The organism is Streptomyces sp. NPDC002573 (assembly GCF_042889625.1).
GTDB lineage: Bacteria > Actinomycetota > Actinomycetes > Streptomycetales > Streptomycetaceae > Streptomyces > Streptomyces gibsoniae.
This window is the reverse complement of record NZ_JBIARC010000009.1, coordinates 138167-159525: the sequence shown is the minus strand read 5'-3', so window position 1 is coordinate 159525 and position 21359 is coordinate 138167. Positions and strand designations below refer to the sequence as shown.

General features: G+C 72.3%; 15 protein-coding genes and 1 pseudogene. 4 read left to right on the top strand and 12 right to left on the bottom strand.

The annotated features are described in order from the left end of the window. The first annotated feature begins 159 nt into the window (after nt 1-159). Complete coding sequence (locus ACFYX0_RS12105) at nt 160-786, top strand: TetR/AcrR family transcriptional regulator (protein ID WP_388969480.1); 627 nt, start codon at nt 160-162, stop codon at nt 784-786. Nucleotides 787-967: 181 nt separating this feature from the next. On the opposite strand, the pseudogene ACFYX0_RS12100 reads toward ACFYX0_RS12105, so the two are convergent. Continuing rightward, nucleotides 968-1935 (bottom strand): annotated as a pseudogene (locus tag ACFYX0_RS12100) (ADP-ribosylglycohydrolase family protein). Continuing rightward, nucleotides 1932-2537, bottom strand: a complete 606-nt coding sequence (locus tag ACFYX0_RS12095) for a TetR/AcrR family transcriptional regulator (protein ID WP_388969478.1) — start codon at nt 2535-2537, stop codon at nt 1932-1934. Before ACFYX0_RS12095 ends, ACFYX0_RS12100 begins: the two are co-directional and overlap by 4 nt. 99 nt (nt 2538-2636) lie before the next feature. On the opposite strand from ACFYX0_RS12095, the gene ACFYX0_RS12090 reads away from it, so the two are divergent. Beyond that, on the top strand, nt 2637-3581 hold the full coding sequence (locus tag ACFYX0_RS12090) for an oxidoreductase (RefSeq protein WP_388969476.1): 945 nt from the start codon (nt 2637-2639) through the stop codon (nt 3579-3581). Between the two features lie 5 nt (nt 3582-3586). Here ACFYX0_RS12090 and galE read toward each other — a convergent pair whose 3' ends face one another. The 3 genes from galE to ACFYX0_RS12075 are packed head-to-tail and all read right to left on the bottom strand — an operon-like array spanning nt 3587 to nt 7599. Next, nucleotides 3587-4567, bottom strand: coding sequence for a UDP-glucose 4-epimerase GalE (galE, locus tag ACFYX0_RS12085; protein ID WP_311692242.1), 981 nt, complete (start codon nt 4565-4567; stop codon nt 3587-3589). Between the two features lie 41 nt (nt 4568-4608). Further along, nucleotides 4609-6210: a glycosyltransferase family 2 protein gene (locus ACFYX0_RS12080; RefSeq protein WP_388969545.1), complete on the bottom strand. Its 1602-nt coding sequence runs from the start codon at nt 6208-6210 to the stop codon at nt 4609-4611. 54 nt (nt 6211-6264) lie between these two features. Further along, complete coding sequence (locus tag ACFYX0_RS12075; RefSeq protein ID WP_388969474.1) at nt 6265-7599, bottom strand: glycosyltransferase 87 family protein; 1335 nt, start codon at nt 7597-7599, stop codon at nt 6265-6267. A gap of 168 nt (nt 7600-7767) precedes the next feature. Between ACFYX0_RS12075 and ACFYX0_RS12070 the strand changes: the two genes are divergently transcribed. Continuing rightward, complete coding sequence (locus ACFYX0_RS12070; RefSeq protein WP_388969543.1) at nt 7768-9483, top strand: hypothetical protein; 1716 nt, start codon at nt 7768-7770, stop codon at nt 9481-9483. On the opposite strand, the gene ACFYX0_RS12065 is transcribed toward ACFYX0_RS12070, so the two are convergent. Then, entirely contained in the window at nt 9377-9907 is a 531-nt protein-coding gene (locus ACFYX0_RS12065) for a MarR family winged helix-turn-helix transcriptional regulator (RefSeq protein WP_388969472.1), read from the bottom strand. The two genes, ACFYX0_RS12070 and ACFYX0_RS12065, sit on opposite strands and share 107 nt — an antisense overlap. Nucleotides 9908-10042: 135 nt before the next feature. Between ACFYX0_RS12065 and ACFYX0_RS12060 the strand changes: the two genes are divergently transcribed. After that, nucleotides 10043-10456 (top strand): organic hydroperoxide resistance protein, encoded by a 414-nt coding sequence (locus ACFYX0_RS12060; RefSeq protein ID WP_388969470.1) that lies wholly within the window; start codon nt 10043-10045, stop codon nt 10454-10456. Nucleotides 10457-10527: 71 nt separating this feature from the next. Here ACFYX0_RS12060 and ACFYX0_RS12055 read toward each other — a convergent pair whose 3' ends face one another. The 6 genes from ACFYX0_RS12055 to ACFYX0_RS12030 all read right to left on the bottom strand — a co-directional run bounded on the left by ACFYX0_RS12055 (nt 10528) and on the right by ACFYX0_RS12030 (nt 21183). After that, the gene (locus ACFYX0_RS12055; RefSeq protein WP_388969467.1) at nt 10528-12750 is read right to left on the bottom strand and encodes a CDP-glycerol glycerophosphotransferase family protein; all 2223 of its coding nucleotides are present in this window, start codon (nt 12748-12750) and stop codon (nt 10528-10530) included. A 5-nt stretch (nt 12751-12755) separates the two neighbouring features. Then, nucleotides 12756-14948: a CDP-glycerol glycerophosphotransferase family protein gene (locus tag ACFYX0_RS12050; protein ID WP_388969465.1), complete on the bottom strand. Its 2193-nt coding sequence runs from the start codon at nt 14946-14948 to the stop codon at nt 12756-12758. Between the two features lie 157 nt (nt 14949-15105). Next, nucleotides 15106-17361 (bottom strand): CDP-glycerol glycerophosphotransferase family protein, encoded by a 2256-nt coding sequence (locus ACFYX0_RS12045; RefSeq protein ID WP_388969463.1) that lies wholly within the window; start codon nt 17359-17361, stop codon nt 15106-15108. A 165-nt stretch (nt 17362-17526) separates the two neighbouring features. Then, entirely contained in the window at nt 17527-18435 is a 909-nt protein-coding gene (locus ACFYX0_RS12040; RefSeq protein WP_388969461.1) for a carbohydrate ABC transporter permease, read from the bottom strand. Next, a complete protein-coding gene (locus ACFYX0_RS12035; RefSeq protein WP_388969541.1) occupies nt 18432-19712 on the bottom strand; it encodes a carbohydrate ABC transporter permease in 1281 nt (426 codons plus the stop codon). Before ACFYX0_RS12035 ends, ACFYX0_RS12040 begins: the two co-directional genes overlap by 4 nt. 79 nt (nt 19713-19791) lie before the next feature. Next, a complete protein-coding gene (locus ACFYX0_RS12030) occupies nt 19792-21183 on the bottom strand; it encodes an ABC transporter substrate-binding protein (protein WP_388969458.1) in 1392 nt (463 codons plus the stop codon). Nucleotides 21184-21359: the final 176 nt, after the last annotated feature.

Here is a 21359-nt window from a genome sequence, read left to right as displayed (position 1 = left end):
GCCGAGGTCTTGCTCTGTCCTTAGGACTCTTTTGCTTGTCTTGGGCCTTTGGACTGCTGGGCTTTACGTCGGGACGGGACCGTATCGTCGCAACGCGAGAGTAAGCCGTTGTGACGTCGGAACGCAACCGTTTCGTCGTCACGCCCTATGCTGGTCCGTATGACCACGAACGCCGACACTCCCCAGGTGCAGCGGCGCCGCAGGGCGCCCGCGGGTGCGGCTGTGCTGCGCGAGGACGTGACGGAGGCCATTCGCCTGGCCGTCTTCGAGGAGCTGGCGGCCGCCGGCTACGCCCGGATGTCCATCGAGGGCATCGCGCGCCGGGCGGGCGTCGGCAAGACGGCGGTCTACCGCCGATGGCGCTCCAAGCTGCACCTGGTCCTCGACCTGGTCTCGGCGGTCGCGGTCCAGGGCCTGCCGGCTCCCGACACCGGATCCCTGGAGGGGGATCTGCGCCTGCTCTACGAGGTGACGTCACGCGCCCTGCGCCACCCGGTGGCCGGGCAGATCATCCCGGACCTCCAGGCGGAGGCGGCCCGCAACCCCGAGATCGCGGACGCCATGCAGAAGGCGCTGCGGGAGGGCCAGCAGAGCGTGGCGAGCGGCATCGTCGCGGCGGCCGTCGCCCGTGGCGAGATCAGCGAGGGCATCGACGAGGACCTGGCCCTGGATCTGATCTCGGGACCGCTGTACTGGCGCGCGGTGGTGGTACGGGGTCCGAAGCTGCCCAAGGGCTATCTGGCGGGGCTGGCCCGGGCCACCGCGGGGGCGTTGAAGGCGTTGTGAGCGGGGCCTGAGGCGCGAGGGCGCTCGGGTGGGCCTTTGGGGCCCGTATGCGCGGGCGGCGCTCGCGTACGCCGCCGAGGCGGCCGCGGGAGTGGTGGCGTACGCCTCTGTACTCCGGCGCTGCTCGACGCCCTGGAAGCCCACCGGATGCCGCCGTGCCGGCCGCCCGGCACCGCCCGGATCAGGACGGGTCGACCTCCGGGGGCTCCGGTGATGCCAGCCGACGGGCCAGCTCGCTGAGTTGGGGTGCGCGTGCAGGGTGCGGTCGCCGAAGCCCGGCAGGGGTACGTGCAGCGGGTCCGTCCACCGCTCGGGGAGGGCGTCCGGGCCGTACACCGCGCCGGCGAGGCCGCCGGTCACCGCGGCGACCGTGTCCGTGTCGCCGCCGAGGTCGACGGCGGCGCGTACGGCGTCCTCGTACGACGTCGTGGTCCGCAGCGCCCAGACGGCGGAGCCGAGACACGGCCAGACCGCCCCGTTGAACTCCGTCGCCCGGTCCGGATGCCAGTCGGGGGTCAGGACGGCGGCGAAGCGGTCGCGATGGCCGGGGTGCACGGCCGCGAGGGTCTCCGGGAGCGCGGCGAGGGGGTCCTCGCCGGTGAGCGCCACCCGGATCAGCTCGTGGAAGATCGCCGTGCCCTCCCAGGCCGCCCGGTCCCCGTGGGTCAGCGCGGCGATCCGGCGGGCGGCGTCCATGGTGGCTTCGCGGCCCCGGGGCGCGAAGTGGACCGCCGAGGTGGTCGCGCGCATCAATGCGCCGTTGCCCGCCGCCCGTTGGTTCACCTGGAAGTGCAGCGGCGCGGCGAGGTCCCAGGGGTCGCCGCTGGTGAGGACGGCCTCGGTGGCCAGTCCGATGTCCTTGGGACCGCCCGCCGCCCAGCGCCGGAAGCGGTCGAAGACGTCCGGGAGCCGCAGGCCGCCGCACTCCAGCAGGGACTCCCCGAGGAGCACCGCCATCTGTGTGTCGTCGGTCGCCTCACCTGGATCCCAGCCGCCGCCCCCGCACATCTCGCCCCCGTGGCCCGGCCGGGGGAAGCGGGCCGAGAACGCGCCCTCGGGCCCGAACTCGAAGGGCGCCCCCAGCGCGTCACCGACGGCGGAGCCGAGGACGGCGGCGATCGCCCGCGGAGTGGGGCCCGGGTGCGTCATGCGCTCTTCTCCGGAGCACAGCCCCGGAGGATGTACGCGACCAGTTCGTCCAGGTCCTGGGTGCACACGTCCGGCGGCAGGGAGTCGCTCGCCGCGAGGGTGGCGTAGCCGTGCAGCGTGGAGAAGACCCCGATGCCCACGCGCTCCGGGGAGCCCTCGCGCACCTCGCCGCGACGCTGGGCGTCGATGATGAGGCCCATCATCTCCTCGGTCCAGCTCTGGGCCGCGGCGCTCAGCTCCTCGGACGCCTCGGGGGCGTGCTTGATCGAGTACATGAGGTCGAGCAGCTCGGCGTTGGCGGTGGCGAAGTCCACATAGGCACGCGCCCCCGCCCTCAGGCGTTCGGCGAACGACTCGCCCGTCTCCCTCTGCGCCGTCGTCATCGCCTCGGCGAGCCGCCCGAAGCCGACCAGCGCGAGCGCGTCCAGCAGTGCCTGCTTGTCCTTGAAGTGGCGGCTCGGCGCCGCATGGCTCACGCCGAGGTCGCGCGCGAGCTCGCGGAGGGACAGCGCGGCCGGTCCCTTCTCTCGGAGCGTCTCCTCGGCCCGGGTCAGCAGCGCGGCGCGGAGGTCTCCGTGGTGGTAACGGCGTCGAGTGTGCATGCCATCAGTGTAGCCAGCATGTGGTCGTCGCCTACTTTGTTGTCGGCGTCACTATTGTTGTCATTGACATCATTGTTGACAGCGCCTACTTTTGCTCGTATGTCCACGACTCAGAGCAAGAAACAGACCAAATGGAACGCCGGTGACATCGCCGACCAGAGCGGCCGCACCGTCGTCGTCACCGGCGCCAACAGCGGCATAGGCCTCGCCGCCGTCGACGCCCTCGCCCGGGCGGGCGCCCGTGTGGTGCTCGCCGTACGCGACCCGAAGCGCGGCGAGGCGGCGGTCGCCACCGTACGCGGCGCGAAGGGACACCTCGAGGTGCGCCGTCTCGATCTGGCCGACCTCGCGTCCGTGCGCGAGTTCGCCGACGGGTGGCAGGGTGACATCGACGTGCTCGTCAACAACGCGGGTGTCATGAACGTCCCGGAGGGCAGCACCAAAGACGGCTTCGAGACCCAGTTCGGCACCAATCACCTGGGCCACTTCGCCCTGACGAACCTGCTGCTGCCGCATGTCAGGGACCGCGTGGTCACGGTGTCATCGGGCATGCACCGGTACCCCGGCGCACGCATCCACTTCGAGAACCTGAACCTGACCGGCGAGTACACCCCGATGGCGGCCTACGCGCAGTCCAAGCTGGCCAACCTGCTGTTCACCCTGGAGTTGCAGCGCCGGCTGACCGAGGCCGGCTCGCGCGTACGGGCCCTGGCCGCGCATCCGGGCTGGGCCTCGACCAACCTCCAGGGCCATGACGCCAACGCCCTGCGGCGGGTCGCGATGCAGGTCGGCAACCGCCTGCTCGCCCAGGACGACAAGGGGGGCGCGCTGCCGACCCTGTACGCCGCCACCCGGGATCTGCCCGGCGTGAGCTACGTGGGCCCCGAGGGCATGAGTGAGATGCGCGGCGCCCCGACCCTGGTCGGCCGCTCGCACGCGGCCAGTGACCCGGACGTGGCCCGGCGTCTGTGGACGGTGTCCGAGGAGCTGACCGGCGTCATGTTTCCGCTGCTCCCCGAACTGTCGCCGACGGTGGAGGCCTGAGCGTCCTACCGCCGCGCCGCCCCGGGATGCCTGCGGACCCAGCCCTCCCAGGCGGACGCGATCATGTCCTCCACGTCGTGCTTCGCCGTCCAGCCCAGCCGCTCGGCCGCGCGGTCGGCCGAGGCGACGACGCGGGCGGGGTCGCCGGGGCGGCGAGCGGTGACGGTCGGCGGGGTGTCGTAGCCCGTGATCGCGTTGATGCGGTCGATCATCTCGCGCACCGACACGCCCTCGCCGCGGCCGATGTTGAGGGTGAGGTCCGTGCCGGGGGCGGCCCGCAGCGCGCGAGCCGCCGCCACATGGGCCTCCGCGAGGTCGACCACATGGATGTAGTCGCGGACGCAGGTGCCGTCGGGGGTCGCGTAGTCGTCACCGAAGATGCGCGGTGCCGCGCTCTGCGTCAGCCGCTCGAAGACCATGGGGACGAGGTTGAAGACGCCTACGTCGGCGAGCTCGGGGGCCGCCGCGCCCGCCACGTTGAAGTAGCGCAGGGACGCCGTCGCAAGGCCCGTGGCGCGGTTCGTCGCGCGGACCAGCCACTCGCCGGCCAGTTTGGTCTCGCCGTACGGCGACATCGGGACGCACGGCGTGTCCTCCGTCACCAGATCGACGTCCGGCATGCCGTACACGGCGGCGGAGGAGGAGAACACGAAAGAGGGAACGCCGAACTCCGTCACCGCCTCCAGCAGGACACGCAGGCCCTCCACGTTCTCGCGGTAGTAGTGCAGCGGCAGCTCGACCGACTCGCCGACCTGTTTCTTCGCCGCGAGGTGCACCACCCCGCTCACCATGTGCTCCGCCAGCGTGCGGCGCAGCAGTTCGCCGTCCAGCGTGGAGCCCACGACCAGTGGCACCTCCGCGGGCAGGCGCTCGGCGATGCCCGTGGACAGGTCGTCGTACACCACGGCGCGTTCGCCCGCGGCGGTCATCGCGCGGACGACGTGCGCCCCGATGTAACCGGCGCCGCCGGTGATCAGCCAAGTCATGTCCGGCCGTCTCCTCGTCAGTTCCCAGCGTCTGTCTGCGGTCATTTCCAGTGAAGCAGGCGGCGGAACCTGCGGCCCACGACCGATGTCACTCCCCGTACGCCCGGCGCCACCCGCAGGGCGAGCGCCCCGGAGTGCGTCGCGTACGGCTGCACCAGCAGCACACCGTGCCGCAGGCTCGGCACCGCGCGGCGGCTCAGCCGGCCGGCGTCGGCCAGAGCGTGGGCCGTGGTGTCGCGGCTGGTGCCGTCGTCGAAGCGGAGCGTCAGGTTCACGTCCCAGGTCCCGGTGCCGAGCGCCGCGAGGTCGACCGGGGTCTCGGCCGTCCAGCCGCCGCGGTCCGGGTCCTGCCGGAGCGCGGCCGTCGCGGTGAGGCCCACCCGGGTCTCGTCCTCCCGCCGGACGAACTGCACGTCCACCCTGTACGGGCGCGCGTTCTCCACCCGCCCGTACAGCTCGTGCAGATGCAGTCGCAGGCAGGTGGCGCGCGCGCGTGGGCGCAGATCCGCGTCGACGGCGACCGGAAGGTGCCGCATGGGGCGGTGCAGCAGATGCTCCAGCCGGACCTCGGGCAGATCCGCCGACCAGACGGGAGCGCCGTCCTCGGTCTGTGCGTAGGGCGGAATCAGCCGCGCCGGGCGGGCCGCCAGTTCCTTGATCCGGTGGAGATCGCGGGGCTGCCCGGCGGCGAGCACCACCTGCGCCACGACCCGCCCCGGCACGGACGCCTGCGCGAGGTCGGCGGCGTCGAAGTCCGACAGGTACGCGCGCGTGAGCGCCCACCACTCACCCCGGTACCCGGCTTCACGCAGCGGGAGTTCCCGCGCGTACATGCGCAGTCCGCGGTCCAGGAAGCTCGCGCGCGCGGCTCGTGCGAGCCGCTTCTCGCCGGCGCCCAGCAGGATCTCGTACGCCTGCCGGTTGGCCTCTATGCGCGCCTTCCAGTTGTCGACGTCGGCGCGGTCGAGGGAGATCGACAGCCGCCGCGCCGAGCGGCGCACATGCCAGACGTAGACGGTCTCCGGCACCAGGGCGATGCTCGGCCCGGCGGCCAGCACGCGCGCGGTGAACACGAAGTCCTCGTAGGGGAAGCGGCCTTCGGGGAAGCGGATGCCGTGCTCGCGCAGGAAGTCGGTGCGGTACAGCTTGTTGACGCACAGCGTGTCGTGGGCCAGGCGGGGGCGCCGCGAGGGGCGGGAGACCAGCGCGGGCCGCTCGTACAGCTCCGGCTGCCAGGGGACCTCGCGGCCGGACGGCAGCTCGCGGCGCACGCACAGGCCGGCGGCGACCGGGGTGCCGTGCGCGACGGCCGCCATGAGCAGGGCGTCCACCGCGCCGGGCGGCAGTATGTCGTCGCTGTCCAGGAACATCAGATACGGGGCGGTCGCCGCGTCGATCCCGTCGTTGCGCGGAGTACCGCAGCCACCGCTGTTGGTGGTTCTGCGCACGACTTTCACCCGCCGGTCCTCGGCCGCGAGGGCGTCCAGCAGCTCGGGGCTGCCGTCCGTCGAGCAGTCGTCGACCGCGATCACCTCGCGGACGATCCCGCCCTGGGCCAGAGCCGAGCGCACCGCGTCGGTCACATGAAGGGCGTCGTCGTAACCAATGACGACGACGCTGACCTGCGCATCGTGAGGGTGCATCGAATCCACACGCCGGAGCCTAGGGAAACCTGGTAATTATCTGTTAAGAGCCGATTAACCGCCTGTGTGGAAGACGGCAGGAATGCGGTCGCGGTTCCGCGGAGAGGCGTCCGATTCCGGCCGTTCCGGAGCGGAGCGTCCCGAACGCCACAGCAGGACGAACGACAGTACCGCCGCCGACGCCAGCAGCCCATTGCGTACGACCATGAGCACACAGCCCAGCCAGGTGCAGTTGATGACGTCCCCGTACAGGGCGGGGTACTCCACCGTGCTCACCGCGCTCGCCGCCAGGACGAGCGGGGCCACCCAGCGCTGGGTGGTGTGCCGTGAGGTCATGCAGACCGCGGTCAGTCCGATCAGCCACACCATGTACTGCGGGCTGATGACCCGGCTCGTCACCGTGAACAGCAGAACGGCCGTGAGCGCCGCGTCGTAGGGGGTCGCGGGCGTCCAGCGGCGGGCCCGGACCCGCCAGAGCAGCAGCAGGGCGAAGGCCACCGCGGTCAGCCCGAGCGAGCAGTCGGCGACCGCGTGCACATGCGGGCCGACGAACTCGACGGCTCCGTACTGGTAGCGGGTGTGCCCCGGCCAGCCCGCCCGGCGCGCCAGCATGAGCGCCGTACCGCCGAGCGACTCGATCTGCACGCCCCGGCCGCCCTGCTGGCGCAGGAAGTCGAGCGGGTTGCGGAACAGGGCCACGAGCAGGGCGAGCAGGGTCACCGCCGTGACCACGGCCGCCGTCCATGCCTCGCGGGTGCCACGGCCGCGCGGGGTGCCGAGGAGCGCCAGCGCCGGCCACACCTTCACCAGGGCGCCCAGTGCCGCGAACGCGCCGCCCACGCGCGGCCGACGGGACACCGTCAGCAGCGAGACGACGGCGAAGGCGGTGACCTGGACGTCGTAGCGGGCGAGCGGCACGTGCAGCAGCAGGGGCAGCCCCGCCGTCCACAGCGCCGCGCCGCGCAGCGAGCGGCCGGGGCGGGTGCCCGCGCGGGCGAGGACGAGCGTGATCACGGCGTCGGTAAACAGGGTGAGGGTGACGAACGCCTGAAAGTAGGTAAGGCCCGGCAGTAGCGCGGGTGACAACAGCACCGCGCCCGCTCCCGGCGGGTACTGCCACAGGTGGTCGCCCGACGGGAAGCTGCCGTGCGAGAGGACGCCGTACCAGTGGAAGTACAGCGCCCACACCTCGCGGGCGACCCCGCCCCGGCCGAGCAGGGGGTACTGGTCGTGCGCCAGCAGCCACAGCATCACCGCCCGGGTGGTGAGCCAGCCGGCGGCGAGAAGAAGCAACCGATGTGTCGTACGGCCCCTCTTCCACAACGGTGGCTGCGGCTTCGGCGCGGACGGGGGTGCGGGGGGCTCCATGGCACTCTTCAAGGCACTCATCAAGCCCGGATGGTAAGCCGCCCAGATGACGTAAGGGTGCAGATACGCCGTCAATAAGCGGCAAAGGTTAGTTAATAGTACTAAGTCGGCACATGTTGAATGTCTTTCATGAGTCGGTCAGCGGTGAGATGTACGGAGCGCGTGGCCGTCCTCGTGCCAGTGGCGGTCATGGTCGCGCTCGGGCTGTGGGGACTGGACCGCGGCGGCATATGGCGTGACGAGGCGGCCACGTTCGAGGTCGCGCGCCGCTCGCCCGCGCAGATCTGGCGGATGCTGCACCACGTGGACGCGGTGCACGGCCTGTACTACCTGCTGATGCACGGTGTCCTGGCCCTGCACCCCGGTGAGGTGCTGCTGCGGCTGCCCTCGGTCTGCGGGGCGGCCGCGACGGCGGGCCTGGTCGCCGCACTGGGCAGCCGGCTGTGCCGCCCGCGGGTGGGGCTGTGGGCGGGCCTGCTGTACGCCGTCACGCCGATGGTCGGGCACTACGCGCAGGAGGGGCGCAGCTACGCGCTGGTCGCGGCCGGGGTCGCGGGCGCGACGCTGCTGCTTCTGCGGGCGGGGCGGGACGGGAGATGGTGGCCCTACGGGCTCGTCCTCGCCGTCACCTGTGTGCTGCACGAGTTCGCGGTGCTGGCGCTGCTCGCGCACGCCTGCACACTGGCGCTCGCGCGGGTGCCGGGCCGGGTGTGGCGGGGATGGGCCCGCGCGGCCGGGGCCGTGGCCGTGGTGCTGCTGCCCCTGGCGCTGGTGTCGCGGGGCCAGTCGGCGCAGGTGGCATGGCTGACACCGCCGAACGGGCGGAGCGTGGAGCGGCTGCTGCGGGAGTTCGCGGGGCCGTCGTGGGCGGTCCTGGGGCCCTGTCTGGTGCTGATGGCCGTCGCGGTGCTCGGACCCGGCGCCCGGCGCGGGCTGTCGCCGGCCGGGGTCGCGCTGCCGCTGATGCTGGTCCCGCCGGCGGTGCTGATGGCGGTCTCCCGGGTCAGCCCGCTCTACGACGACCGGTATGTGCTGTATTCGCTGGCCGGGGCGCCCCTGCTGGTCGCGGCCGGTGCCGACCGGGTGGCCGGGCTCCTGCGCCGGGCCACCGGAGCGACGCCTCCCGCGGTGCGCGGCGGCTGCCCGCACGCCGTCGGTGTGGTCGCGCGCGGCCCCGCGCCTCTCGCGCCGCGCCGGCCGGTGCCGCACGGGGCGGCGGTGACGGTGCGGGAACGGCCGGAGGTCTGTGTGTCCGGCGCCCGCCCGGTCCTGCGGCGGCTCTCCGTGCCCCGTGCCCGCGCGGTCCCGGTGCGGCCTCCCGCACCCGGCGCCCGCCCGGCCCGGCGGCGTCATCTGGGGGCCCTGGCCGGGGCGGTTCTCGTCTGCGGGGCGCTGGCCGTGCAGTTCCCGCTGCTCAGGGCCGACCGAAAGGCCGCCAACCGGCCCGATGACCTGGCCGCCGTCTCCGCCGCCGTGGGCCGCACGGTACGGCCCGGGGACCCCGTCCTCTTCCTGCCGTCGCTGGAGCGGCGGTCGGCGCTGGCCTATCCCGCCGGGTTCCGGGGGATCCGGGACGTGGCGCTGGACGTGCCCGCGGCCGAGGACGGGACGCTGTACGGGCGCGAGGTCGGCCCCCGGGAGCTGCGGCGGCGGCTCGGCGGCCTGGGGTACGTCTGGGTGGTCGGCGAGCCGTACGCGTTACGACCCTCCTGGACCCCCTGCAACGCCACCGACCGCGCCAAACTCGCGGTGGTGCGCGAGGAGTTCGTCACCCGCGCGGAGTATGTCCACCGCGGCATCACCCTTCGGCTTTACGTACGCCCTGGAAGCACTCGGGAGTCTCGTTCAGTGCCGCCGCGTCCAGCACCCGGGTCAGGTCGTCGAGGCGGGCCCGCAGGTCCGTGATCTCCGCGATGTCGAAGCCCGTGGCCGCGGCGATCCGGCGCGGCACCAGCAGCGCGCGCTCCTTCAGCGCAATGCCGTCGTCTGTGAGGTGGACATGCACGGACCGCTCGTCCTGGGTGCTGCGCTCGCGCTGCACCAGGCCCGCCGCCTCCAGCCGCTTCAGCAGCGGTGACAGCGTCCCGGAGTCCAGCCGCAGATGCTCGCCGAGCTTCTTCACCGGCAGCTCTCCGCGCTCCCACAGCACCAGCATCACCAGGTACTGGGGGTAGGTGAGGCCCAGCTCCTTGAGCACGACGCGGTACACGCCGTTGAAGGCGCGGGAGGCGGCGTGCAGCGAGAAGCAGATCTGTTGGTCGAGGCGCAGGTACTCCTCGGCCGCGGGGGCCTCGGAGACCGCCGTGCTGGGTGTCGGCGTCGTCGTCATGGCTCCAGGGTAGCTCTGCCGCGCCCAGTTTAGTTGTGCACAACTGAATTGTGTGCTCTAATGGTGTCCGCAGGGCGGCCCGGACGGAAAGAAGGGCCGGCCGCCCGAAGAGACTTTTGAAAGGGATGGTTTTCCATGGACGCGCTCTACACCGCCGTCGCCACCGCCACGCACGGCCGTGACGGCCGCGCCGTCAGCTCCGACGGCAAGCTGGACCTCGACCTGGCCATTCCGGTGGAGATGGGCGGCAGCGGCAAGGGCACCAACCCCGAGCAGATGTTCGCCGCCGGGTACGCGGCCTGCTTCGCCAGCGCCCTCGGCCTCGTCGGCCGCGCGGCCAAGGTCGACGTCAGCGACGCCGCGGTGACCGGCGAGGTCAGCATCGGCAAGCAGGGCGAGGGCTTCGGCCTCGCGGTCACCCTGCGCGTCGAGCTGCCGGACTCGGTGGACCAGGAGACCGGCCGCCAGCTGGTCGAGCAGGCCCACCAGGTCTGCCCCTACTCCAACGCGACCCGCGGCAACATCCCGGTCGAGCTGGTCGTCGAGTAACCAGACCCGTCGGGCGACCACAGTCCCGTGCCCGGCACCGGTGAGAATCTCTCCCGGTGCCGGGCACGTTCTCATGTCGTGGTCAGCGCATCCAGTTCGCCCGCCGCCGGGGCCGGGATCGACACCGGGACGTCCGGCTCGCCCAGCATCAGCGTCCGCACCACCCGCCGGGCCGCCTGCCCGTCCTCGAACTCGCAGAACCGCTCCCGGAAGCCAGCCCGCAGCCGCGCCGACTCCGCGTCCCGCCAGCCCCCCGAGGCGAACAGGGCGGCCAGCTCCCGGTACGAGCGCGTGACATGCCCCGGCGCGTCCGCCATGAGGTCGACATACGCGCCCCGGGCCGCCGTGAGCGCGCCCCAGTCGTCGGCGTGCACGACGATCGGCCGGTCCAGGTTGGCGTAGTCGAACATCAGGGCCGAGTAGTCCGAGACCAGCACGTCCGAGGCGAGCATGACCTCCTCGACGTGCTCCTCGTCGGTGGCGTCGACCAGCACTCCGCGCCGGTGCAGCTCGGTCAGGCCCAGGCCACGGGCGGGACCCTCCGCCAGCGAGGGGTGCAGCCGGACGACCAGGGTGTGGCCCGCCCCCAGGTCCTCGGCGAACCGGGCCAGGTCGAAGCGGTCGGTGTGCCCGCCCCGGATGTGGTCCCGGCGGGTCGGCGCGTACAGCACGACCGTGTGGTCCCCGGGGATGCCGTGCCGGGACCGGAACGCGGCACCGTCGCCGGGCCGCGCGCCCACCAGCGCGTCGTTGCGGGGACTGCCGGTGCGCACCGAGGTGAAGTGGCAGGGGAAGGCGCGGTCCCAGACCAGCTCGGAGTGGCGGTTGGCGACCAGGCTGTAGTCCCAGCGGTCCGCGCGGCGCAGCAGCTGCGGCACGTCCATGCCGAACCGGGCGCCCGGCTTGTCCAGCAGATCGGCCCCCTTGTACTTCAGCGGGGTGCCCTGATGAGTGTGGATGTGGACGCTGCCGGGGCGCTTGACCAGGGTGCCGGGCCAGCTGACGTTGTTGACGAAGTACCCGGCCCGCGCGGCGAGACGGTGGTAGGCCAGGGAGTCCGGCAGCACGTACTCGATGTCCGGCGGAAGGCGCTCCGCCTGGTCCGCGCGCACGACCCACACGCCCCGGATGTGCGGGGCGAGCTCCCGGGCCGCGCGATGGATCGCGGCCGGGTCCCCGAGCGCCCCCCGGTGCGAGAACGCCGAGTAGAGGGCCAGCTCCGGGTCCAGGGGCCGCAGCGCGTGCGCCCGGAACCAGCCCTTCTTGACGCGTCCGGCCACCGCCGCGCGGGCCTGCCCGCCCCGCCGCCCGAGCGCGTCGCCGAGCGCGGCGGCCCGCTGCCGGGCCCGGTAGCGGGCATAGCCGCCCTGGAGGACCCGCAGGTCCGCCGGGACCGGCTCCTCCGTGCGGTGCTCGCGGAACAGCTCGGCGGTGCGGCGGAAGAACTCGCCCTTGGCGGACGCGGGCAGCCGGTCCGGTTTGGCGAGGATGTCCAGGCAGTGCTCGCCCATCTTGCGGTGCAGATACGGGCGCCAGCGGGCCAGCTCCGGGTGGGCGTCGACGTAGGCGAAGACCCGCTCGTACTGGTCGTGGATGTCGAAGTGCTTACGGCTGGTGGTGGACAGGATGTTGCCCTGCCGGCGCTGCCGGTAGTTCAGGCAGATCCGGTCGAGGACCGCGATCCGGTCGGCGCTCAGCAGCGCGGGGAAGGTCCAGGGCGTGTCCTCGTAGTAGCCCGGCGGGAAGGCGAGGCCGTGCGCGGTGACGTAGTCCCGGCGGTAGACCTTGTTCCACACCACCATCAGCAGTTCGAGGATCTCGGGGCGTTCCGCCGCGGTGAAGGTCCCCTCGGCCGCCTCGGCGAGCACCCGGGCCAGGGCGTTGCGCCGGGTGCCGCCCCACCAGTAGGTGCGGGCGTAGTCGAACACGAGGACGTCCGGGCCGTCCGGGCTCTCCGCGTCGCGGGTCTCCGCCAGCCGGTCGGCGATCGCGCGCAGCGCCCCGGGGGTGAGCGTGTCGTCGCTGTCGAGGAAGAACAGATAGTCCCCGGTGGCGTACGGCATCCCGGCGTTGCGGGCCCGGCCGAGGCCTACGTTCTCGGGCAGGTGCAGCACCCGGACGCGCGGGTCGCGCTCGGCGTACTCGTCGAGGATCGCTCCGCAGCCGTCGGGCGAGTGGTCGTCGACGGCGATCACCTCGAAGTCCGTGTACGACTGCCCGAGCACCGAGTCGAGGCACTCGCCGAGGAAGCCCTGCACCTTGAAGACGGGGACGATGACGCTGAAGCGGGGCACGTGGGTCAGCTCCTCACCAGGCAGTGGGCCGGGGCCGGGACGCGCTCGGCGAGCGGGATCACGGGCGGGATCGACTCGGGCGGCTCGCCCAGCAGTACCCGGCGCACCACGCGCTCGGCGGCGCGCCCGTCGTCGAACTGGCAGAAGCGCTGCCGGAAGTCGGTGCGCAGGGCGGCGGCGGAGGCGTCCGCGTACGTGCCGTCGCGGAAGAGCGCCGTCAGCTCCTCGGGCGTACGCGCCACCCGGCCGGGCGGCGCCTCCATCAGGTCGAAGTAGACACCCCGGATCTCCCGGTAGACGTCCCAGTCGTCCGCGTACACGACGATCGGCCGGTCCAGGTTGGCGTAGTCGAACATGATCGACGAGTAGTCCGTGATCAGGGCGTCGGCGGCCAGACAGACGTCCTCCGCGGAGCGGTGCCCGGTGACGTCGATGATCCGGCCCTCGCCCCGCGCCGCGCCCCGGTCGTAGAAGTAGTGGGCGCGCAGCAGCACCACGTACTCCTCGCCGATCGCCTCGCAGAACGCCTCCAGATCGAGGGGCGCGTCGAAGCCGCTGCTCTGGTCGCGGTGCGTGGGCGCGTACAGCAGGGCCGTCCTGCCCTCGGGGACGCCCAGCTCGCGGCGGACGCGGGCCACGTCGTGGGCGGTCGCCGTGTAGTAGACGTCGTTGCGCGGATAGCCGTACTCGAGGGTCTCGTACGAGCCCGGGAACGCCCGCTCCCACATCCGGGTGGAGTGCCGGTTGGAGGAGAGGTTGTAGTCCCAGCGGTCCACCCGCGCGAGCAGCTTGGTGAAGCTGCCGGAGGCGGCCGCGACCACCGGGTACGTCGACTGGTCGACGCCCATCTTCTTCAGCGGCGTGCCGTGCTGGGTCTGCAGATGCACACTGCCGGGACGCTTGACGACACCGTCCGCGAAGTTGGCGTTGTTGATCAGGTACGTGGCGCGGGCGAGCGCGTCCCAGGAGGCGCGGCTGCCGAGCACCGCGTGCTCCACGTCCTTCGGCAGGCTGCCCACCGCGTCCGGCTCGACCAGGAACACCGAGCGCAGATGCGGGGCCAGTTCGCGGGCCTTGGCGTGGATCGCGGCCGGGTTGCAGGCATAGCCGCGGCCCCAGTACGCGCAGTACACGGCGAGACCGGGGTCGAGCGGGCGGCGCAGCTGGAGCGCGTACCGGGCGCGGGTGCGCACCGCCCGGGGCCGGGGCGCCTCCTTCGCCGCCCGCGCCATGCCCTGGTTGACGGCCCGCAGCGCGTGGAAGGCGTCGTAGGCACCGGCCGCGAGCAGCCGGTGCTGCACCCCGACACTGCCTGCCGGGGGCCGGAACCCGGCCGGGCGGTGACGCCGGTACAGTCCGCCCGCCCGCCGGAAGAACGCCCGCCGCAGATGCGCGGGGAGCCGCTCCGGATGCGCGGCGGTCCTCAGCACGGCGGAGAAGAGCTGCTCGAACAGCGGCCGCAACCGGTCCTCGGTCAGGTCGAGTTCAGCGGCCCGGGCGAGGACCAGCTCGACCTGGTCCAGGAGGTCGAGCTGATGGGCGCCGGGGCTGTGCAGTCGGCTGCCCTGTCGGCGCACCAGATGCCGTACGCAGACCGAGCGCAGCACGGCCATCCGCTCGGCGGCGAGCGTGACCAGACCGCCCCAGCCGATGTCGGTGAAGTGGCTCGCGGGGAAGGTGAGCCGGTGCCCGGTGACGAACGCGCGGCGGTACGCGGCACTCCACGCGGGCACCGACACCCCGGTCAGCCGCGGCGCCCGGTCCGGCGCGAACGCCCCGTCGGGCGCCGGGCCCAGCGGGGGTGTGGAGGTGTCGGCGTCCCACCAGTGGACCCGCTCGTGGTCGAAGAAGAGGACGTCCACGTCGTCGGTCGCGGTCAGCCGCGCGTCGATCGCGGCCAGCGCGCCCGGTGTGAGGACGTCGTCGCCGTCGAGGAACAGCAGATACGTCCCGGCCGCCGCCGCCATCCCGGTCGTCCGGGCCACGCCCAGGCCCCCGGCGGGCGGCGAGGTCAGCGGCACGACCCTGCTGTGCCGCTCGGCGTACGCGGCGGCGACCGTGCCCGCGGGGGAGTCGGGGGCGTCGCAGACCGGGATCACCTCGACGTCGTCGAAGGACTGACCGAGGACGGAGTCCAGCGCCTTGGACAGACGGCCGGCGACACCGAAGGCGGGGACGATGATGCTGAAGCGGGGCATTCTGGTCTTTCTCTCGGGCCCCGGTTCCGGTGCCGGGGCCGGTGCGTCATGGGGCGTACGGGTGCGTCAGCGTCCGGGCCGTCCGGCGGGGCGACAGGTGAACGGCCTCGTGGGGGTGGGTCTGCGCGGCATGCGGAACTCCGTCTGCTCAGGGGGTTCAGAGGCGTTCGGCGGCCCGGGCGGGACCCCCGGGCGCCGGAACGGTGGCAAGCGGTACGGTGGGCAGCCCCGCGGCGGCGGACGGGACCGGGTGCCGGCCCTCCGGGGGCACGACCGAGGGCAGCTCGGCGTTCTCCCCGAGCACGACCCGGCGCACGATCCGCTCGGCGGCGCGCCCGTCGTCGTAGAGGCAGAAGCGCTCGCGGAACGCGGCCCGCAGCCGGGTCGAGCGCGAGCCGCACCAGTGGCCGGTCGCGAAGATGTCGATCAGCTCGTCCTCGCTGCGCGCGACCGCGCCAGGCGGGAAGGCGCGCACGTCGAAGCAGGTGCCGCGGGTCGCCTCGTACGCCTCCCAGTCGTCCGCGTACACCACGATCGGCCGGTCGAGGTTGGCGTAGTCGACCATCAGCGAGGAGAAGTCGGTGACCAGCGCGTCCGCGGCCAGGCACACCGACTCCACGCTCGGATGGTCGCTGACGTCGATCAGCCGGCCGCCGGTGGCCCGCGTCAGCGGCTCTCCGTACGAGGGGTGTGCGCGGGTCAGCAGCACGAAGCGCGGGCCGAGCCGGCTCAGAAAGCGTTCGAGGTCCAGGCCGGGGCGCGGGCCGCGCCGGTAGTCGCGGCAGGTCGGCGCGTACAGGACCGCCACCGCGTCGGCGGGGATGCCGAACGTCTCGCGCAGCCGGGTCACGTCGGCCGAGGTCGAGCGCGCGAAGACGTCGTTGCGCGGAAGGCCGTACTCCAGGGTCGTGAAGCGGGACGGGAACACGCGCTCCCACACCAGGGTGGAGTGGCGGTTGCCGGACACGACGTAGTCCCAGGTGTCGGCGGTGCGCAGCATCCGAGTGACATCGGCGTCGCGGGCGGCGGCCGGACGGTCCTGGAGGTCCAGGCCCATCCGCTTGAGCGGGGTGCCCTGCCGGGTCTGGACCAGGATCTGGCCGCGGCGCTTGACCAGCTGCGGGCCGAAGTCGGCGTTGTGCACGAGGTACCGGGAGCGGGCCAGCGCCGTCCAGTACGCGGCCGAGCCGGGCCGCAGCCGACGGGTGGCCGCCGGGATCGTGTGGTGGTGTTCGGGGCCGGCGATCCACGCGGTGCGGATCCGGGGGAACAGCCTGCGGAACGCGGACTCCAGGGCGGCCGGGTTGCATCCGTACCGGCCCCCCGCCTCCGTGGTGAACACGGCCCGGTCGGCGCGCAGCGGAAGGCACAACTGCAGGCGGTAGTGCGCCCGCAGCGCCACGGCGGCCGACCGGCGGGCTGCCCCGGCGGCCAGGCGCCTGGTGCCGCGCGTCAGCCGGGAGGCCAGGGACAGCAGGCGGAAGGTGCGGTGCGCGCCGAAGCGGACCAGCAGATGGCGCGGGCGCAGCGGGGCGCCCGGGACGCGGTGGCGGCGGTGGTGGTCGCGGGCCAGGCGCAGGAACTCGCCGTGGCTGCCCCGGGGCAGCCGGCCGCGCCGGACGAACACCGTGGCCAGGTGGTCCACCATGCGGCTGAACAGCGCCGGCCGCCAGCGGGCGAGTTCCGGATGCGCGTCCAGGTGTGCGAACACCCGGTCGTACTGGTCGAACACATCGAAGTGCCTGCGGCTGGTCGAGCCGAGGATGCTGCCCTGGCGGCGCTGGCGGTAGTGGACGCAGACCCGGTCGAGGGTCGCGATCGTCTCCGCGGTCAGCAGCACCGGGAACGTCCACGGTGTGTCCTCGTAGTAGCCCGGAGGGAAGGTGAAGCCCTCGCGCTCGACGAACTCCCGGCGGTACGCCTTGTTCCACACCACCATCAGCAGGGAGAGCAGCCCGGGCCGGTCGTCGAGGCGGAAGGGCGCCGGGCCCTGCTCGCTGAGCACACCGGAGAGCCGGTTGCGGACCGTCCTGCCCGTCCAGTACGTGCGGGCGTAGTCGAAGACGAGGACGTCCGGTTCGGAGGTCTCCTTCAGCCGGTCCGCGATGTCCTGGAGGGCGTCCGGGGTCAGGGTGTCGTCGCCGTCCAGGAAGAGGACGTAGTCGCCCCTGGCCTGTTCCAGCCCCGCGTTGCGGGCCCGCCCGAGCCCCACGTTCTCCGGCAGGTGCAGGGGGCGGACGCGGGGGTCGCGGGCGGCGAACTCGTCGATGACGGCGCCGCAGGCGTCCGGCGAGCAGTCGTCCACCGCGATGACCTCGAGATCGGGGTACGACTGGTCCAGCACGGAGATCAGGCATTCCTCCAGGTACGCCTGAACCTTGTACGCGGGAACGATGACACTGAACCTGGGCAAGGGGAATCCATGGGTCGGCACGGGCATACTGCCCGAAAACGGCCTGCGGAGCGGTTTGGTTACGCCTTGATGCGGCATGAGGGGGAACGCCGAAGGAAACCCCAGGTGAACGACGTGGGGTGGACCGCAACCGCAGTCCACCCCTGAACCTCCGTGCGAGCGTGGCTACTTGACGGCACCCGCCATGACACCCGACACGAACTGGCGCTGGAACGCGAAGAACACGGCCAGCGGGATCACCATCGAGATGAACGCACCGGGCGCGAGGACGTCGATGTTGTTGCCGAACTGGCGTACCTGCGTCTGCAGGGCCACCGTGATCGGCTGGGAGCCCGACTTGGTGAACACCAGGGCGACCAGCATGTCGTTCCACACCCACAGGAACTGGAAGATGCCGAGGCTCGCGATCGCCGGGCCGCCCAGCGGCAGCACGACCCGGGAGAACAGCCGCAGCTCGCCCGCGCCGTCGAGCCGGGCCGCCTCCAGCAGCTCCCGGGGGATCTCCGCGAAGAAGTTCCGCAGCAGGAACACCGCGAAGGGGAGGCCGAAGCCCGTGTGGAAGAGGACCACCCCGAGCACCGTCCCGAACAGGCCGATCCTCCCGAAGAGTTCCGCGATCGGGATCAGCGCCACCTGTACGGGGACGACCAGCAGGCCGACCACGGCGAGGAACCACCAGTCGCGGCCCGGGAACTCCATCCAGGCGAAGGCGTAGCCCGCCAGGGAGCCGATCGCCACCACCAGAACGGTCGCCGGCGCGGTGATCAGGACCGTGTTCAGCAGGGAGTTGGTGATGTCGCTGTTCTCCAGCAGCTTCTGGTAGCTCTCGAAGGTCAGTTGAGAGGGCTTGCTGAAGACCGTCCACCAGCCGGACGCGCTCATGTCCGACGGTGAGCGCAGCGAGGACAGCAGCAGGCCGATCGTCGGCACCAGCCAGAACAGGCCGACGACGATCAGGAACACCCGGACCAGACCGCCGCTGACACCCTCCGCGAGCCGCGCGCCGAGAGAGCGCCGCGCCCGGACGACGGTGACGGGATCCGCCTTCGGCAGACTTCGGGCCTCGGTCGTCATCGCCTGACCTCCCGCCGCAGCCGTCGTACGTTGAACAGCATCACCGGGATCACGAGCAGCAGCAGAACCACCGCGATCGCGCTCGCGATGCCCGGCTGGTCCTCCGAGAAGCCCTTGCGGTACAGCTCCAGCGCCAGGACGTCCGCGTCGTCCTGGGACGAGCCCGGCGGGATGATGAAGACCAGGTCGAAGATCTTAAGCACATTGATCATCAGCGTGACCGCGACCACCGCGAGCACCGGCGCCAGCAGCGGCACGGTGACCCGGCGGAAGACCTGCCACTCGTTCGCGCCGTCCACCCGCGCCGCCTCCAGCAGTTCCCGGGGCACGCCCGCGAGCCCCGCCGCGATCAGCACCATCGCGAAGCCGGCCCACATCCACACGTACGCGCCGATGATGGCCGGGGTGACCAGCGACGGCCCCAGCCAGTCCACCCCGTTGTACGGCTCCCTGAAGTTGGCCGCCGGAAGCCGCAGCCGGGCGCCGTCGGCCCGGACGGGCAGGGTGAACGTGCCGTCGGCGGCGGCCTTCGTCGAGGCCACCACCGTGCCGTTCCTGACCGCCTCGATCCGCATCCCGGCGTAGCCCAGCTCCGAGGGGTCGACCGCGCCGAGCCTGCCGACGCCCTTGCCGCGGGTGAAGTCCTGCCAGGTGGTGCCGGTGATGCTGCCCGGCCGGGGCGCGGCCTGCACGGCCTTCTTCGCGCCGCTCGGCATCTGGTCGGGCGCGACCCCGACCAGGGGCAGCGCGACCGGCTGCCCGGGGTGGACGGCGGCCCGGGTGATGAAACCGCCGCCCTGGGCCATGAGCGGGGACTCGCGGCCGAGGTGCGCCTTCGGGAACGCGGACGACTGCGCGAAGGTGTCGTGGACCCCGACCCACACCGCGTTCGCCACGCCCTTGTCCGGGTCCTGGTCGTACACCAGCCGGAAGATGATCCCCGCGGCGAGCATCGAGATCGCCATCGGCATGAAGACGACCAGCTTGAACGCCGTGCCCCAGCGCACCCGTTCGGTGAGCACCGCGAAGACGAGACCCAGCGCGGTCGAGACGGCCGGCGCGAACACCACCCAGATGATGTTGTTCTTCAGGGCGGTGCGGATGCCGTCGTCCGTGAACAGCGCCTTGTAGTTGTGGAATCCGGCGAAGCCGTCGCCGGAGGCGTTCTGGAAACTGCGGACGACCGAGTACCCGATCGGGTAGACCACGAGCGCGCCGAGCAGCACCAGGGCGGGCAGCAGGAACAGCGCCGCCACGGCCCTGCGGGTGCCGGTCACGCTCTTGCGCGGACGGGGAGCGGGAGGCGTTGCCGGGAGTTCGGCGACGCCGTCCGCGGCTGCCGGCGGCACCGCCGGATCAGCTCCCGCTTCCGTACGCCGCCGCCGCGTCCTTCTCCAGCTTCGCCTGGGTGCCCGCGACGTCCGCCGGGTTCTTCAGGAAGTCCTGGAGGTCCTTCCACTCGCCCTTGCCGGGGGTGCCGCCGAAGGCCTGCGGGGCCTGGTCGGACATGTCGAAGCGGAAGTCGTCGCCGGCCGCGATCAGCGCCTTGGCCATCTTCTGCTGCACCGGGTTCGGATACGCCGACAGCGGGACCGCCTTGTTCGGCGAGAGATAGCCGCCGAGCCGGGCCTGGATGGTCGCCGCGTCCGGTGAGGCGAGGAAGGTGACCAGGGCCTGGGCCGCCGGGGAGTCCTTCAGGACGACCGCCGCGTCACCGCCGGAGACCACGGGCGCCTGGGCCCCCACCGCCGGGAACGGGAACACCTTCGCGTCCGTGCCCACCTCGGCCTTGGTCTCGCCGATGTTGACCTGCGCGAAGTCGCCCTCGAAGACCATGCCCGCCTTCGGCTGGGCGCCCCCGGTGAAGGTCTGGGTGACCGAGACGGGGAACTCGGTCTGCAGCGCGCCGTCGGGGCCGCCCGCGAGATAGTTCTTCTTGGCCCAGATCTGCGCCAGCGTGGTCAGCGCGTCCTTCACGGACGGGTCCGTCCACTTGATCTTGTGCTGGGCGAGCTGGTCGTACTTGTCGGGGCCCGCCTGGGAGAGATAGACGTTCTCGAACCAGTCGGTGAGGGTCCATCCGTCGGCGCCGCCGACGGAGAAGGGGGTGACCCCGGAGTCGTAGACGTTCTGGGCCACCTTCAGCAGGTCCGCCCAGCGGGCCGGCTCCTTGACTCCCGCGTTCTCGAAGACCTGGGCGTTGTACCAGATCAGGGACTTGTTGGCGGCCTTGTAGTACGCCGCGTACTGGGTGCCGTCGACCTTGCCGATGTCCTGCCAGCCCTGGGAGTAGTTCTTGGTGATCTGCGCCCGGGCCTCGGCGCCGAGAGGCTTGGCCCACTTCTTCTGGACGGCCTGTTTGACGGCGCCGGGCTGCGGGAGCAGGGCGACGTCCGGCGGCTGACCGCCGGCGATCTTCGAGCCGAGGAAGTTGACGATCGGGTCCTGGGCGGGCACGAAGGTGACCTTGGCGCCGGTGCGTTTCTCGAACTCGGCGAGCACCTTCTTGAAGTTGGCCTGTTCGCCGCCGGTCCAGACGGCGGCGACCTCCAGGCTCTGGCCGTTCAGCTTGGGGAGGGTGACGGTGGCCGCGCCGGGCGTCGTGCCACCGTTGTTCCTGTCGCCGTCGCTCTTCTTGTCGTCGCTTCCGCCGCACGCGGTGAGCGAGAGCGCGAGCGCTCCCACGACGACGGCGGCTGCGGTCCTGGCTGCCCGGTGTGTCCGGATGGTGCTGCTCGTACTGCGCATCACTGCCCCGTTCTTCGTTCCTCGTCGAACGTCGAGCGCTGTCCCGTGCGCTCTGGTCTACGCGGGGACGATCGGGGCGGCAAGAGCGCCTGCGCCGTCAACGGGGCGATCGTGACCGCCTCGTGACGTACGGTGAGCACCCTTGCCCGGCCTTGCGCCTACGGCTCTCGGGGCCG

Excerpts from the sequence above, each read along its gene's own strand:
- ACFYX0_RS12060 (WP_388969470.1), top strand. The coding sequence starts at position 10,043 with ATGGACGCGCTCTACACCGCCGTCGCCACCGCCACGCACGGCCGTGAC.
- ACFYX0_RS12040 (WP_388969461.1), bottom strand. The coding sequence starts at position 18,435 with ATGACGACCGAGGCCCGAAGTCTGCCGAAGGCGGATCCCGTCACCGTC.
- ACFYX0_RS12065 (WP_388969472.1), bottom strand. The coding sequence starts at position 9,907 with ATGACGACGACGCCGACACCCAGCACGGCGGTCTCCGAGGCCCCCGCG.
- ACFYX0_RS12050 (WP_388969465.1), bottom strand. The coding sequence starts at position 14,948 with ATGCCCCGCTTCAGCATCATCGTCCCCGCCTTCGGTGTCGCCGGCCGT.
- galE (WP_311692242.1), bottom strand. The coding sequence starts at position 4,567 with ATGACTTGGCTGATCACCGGCGGCGCCGGTTACATCGGGGCGCACGTC.
- ACFYX0_RS12070 (WP_388969543.1), top strand. The coding sequence starts at position 7,768 with ATGGTCGCGCTCGGGCTGTGGGGACTGGACCGCGGCGGCATATGGCGT.
- ACFYX0_RS12075 (WP_388969474.1), bottom strand. The coding sequence starts at position 7,599 with ATGAGTGCCTTGAAGAGTGCCATGGAGCCCCCCGCACCCCCGTCCGCG.
- ACFYX0_RS12090 (WP_388969476.1), top strand. The coding sequence starts at position 2,637 with ATGTCCACGACTCAGAGCAAGAAACAGACCAAATGGAACGCCGGTGAC.
- ACFYX0_RS12080 (WP_388969545.1), bottom strand. The coding sequence starts at position 6,210 with ATGCACCCTCACGATGCGCAGGTCAGCGTCGTCGTCATTGGTTACGAC.
- ACFYX0_RS12105 (WP_388969480.1), top strand. The coding sequence starts at position 160 with ATGACCACGAACGCCGACACTCCCCAGGTGCAGCGGCGCCGCAGGGCG.
- ACFYX0_RS12030 (WP_388969458.1), bottom strand. The coding sequence starts at position 21,183 with ATGCGCAGTACGAGCAGCACCATCCGGACACACCGGGCAGCCAGGACC.
- ACFYX0_RS12095 (WP_388969478.1), bottom strand. The coding sequence starts at position 2,537 with ATGCACACTCGACGCCGTTACCACCACGGAGACCTCCGCGCCGCGCTG.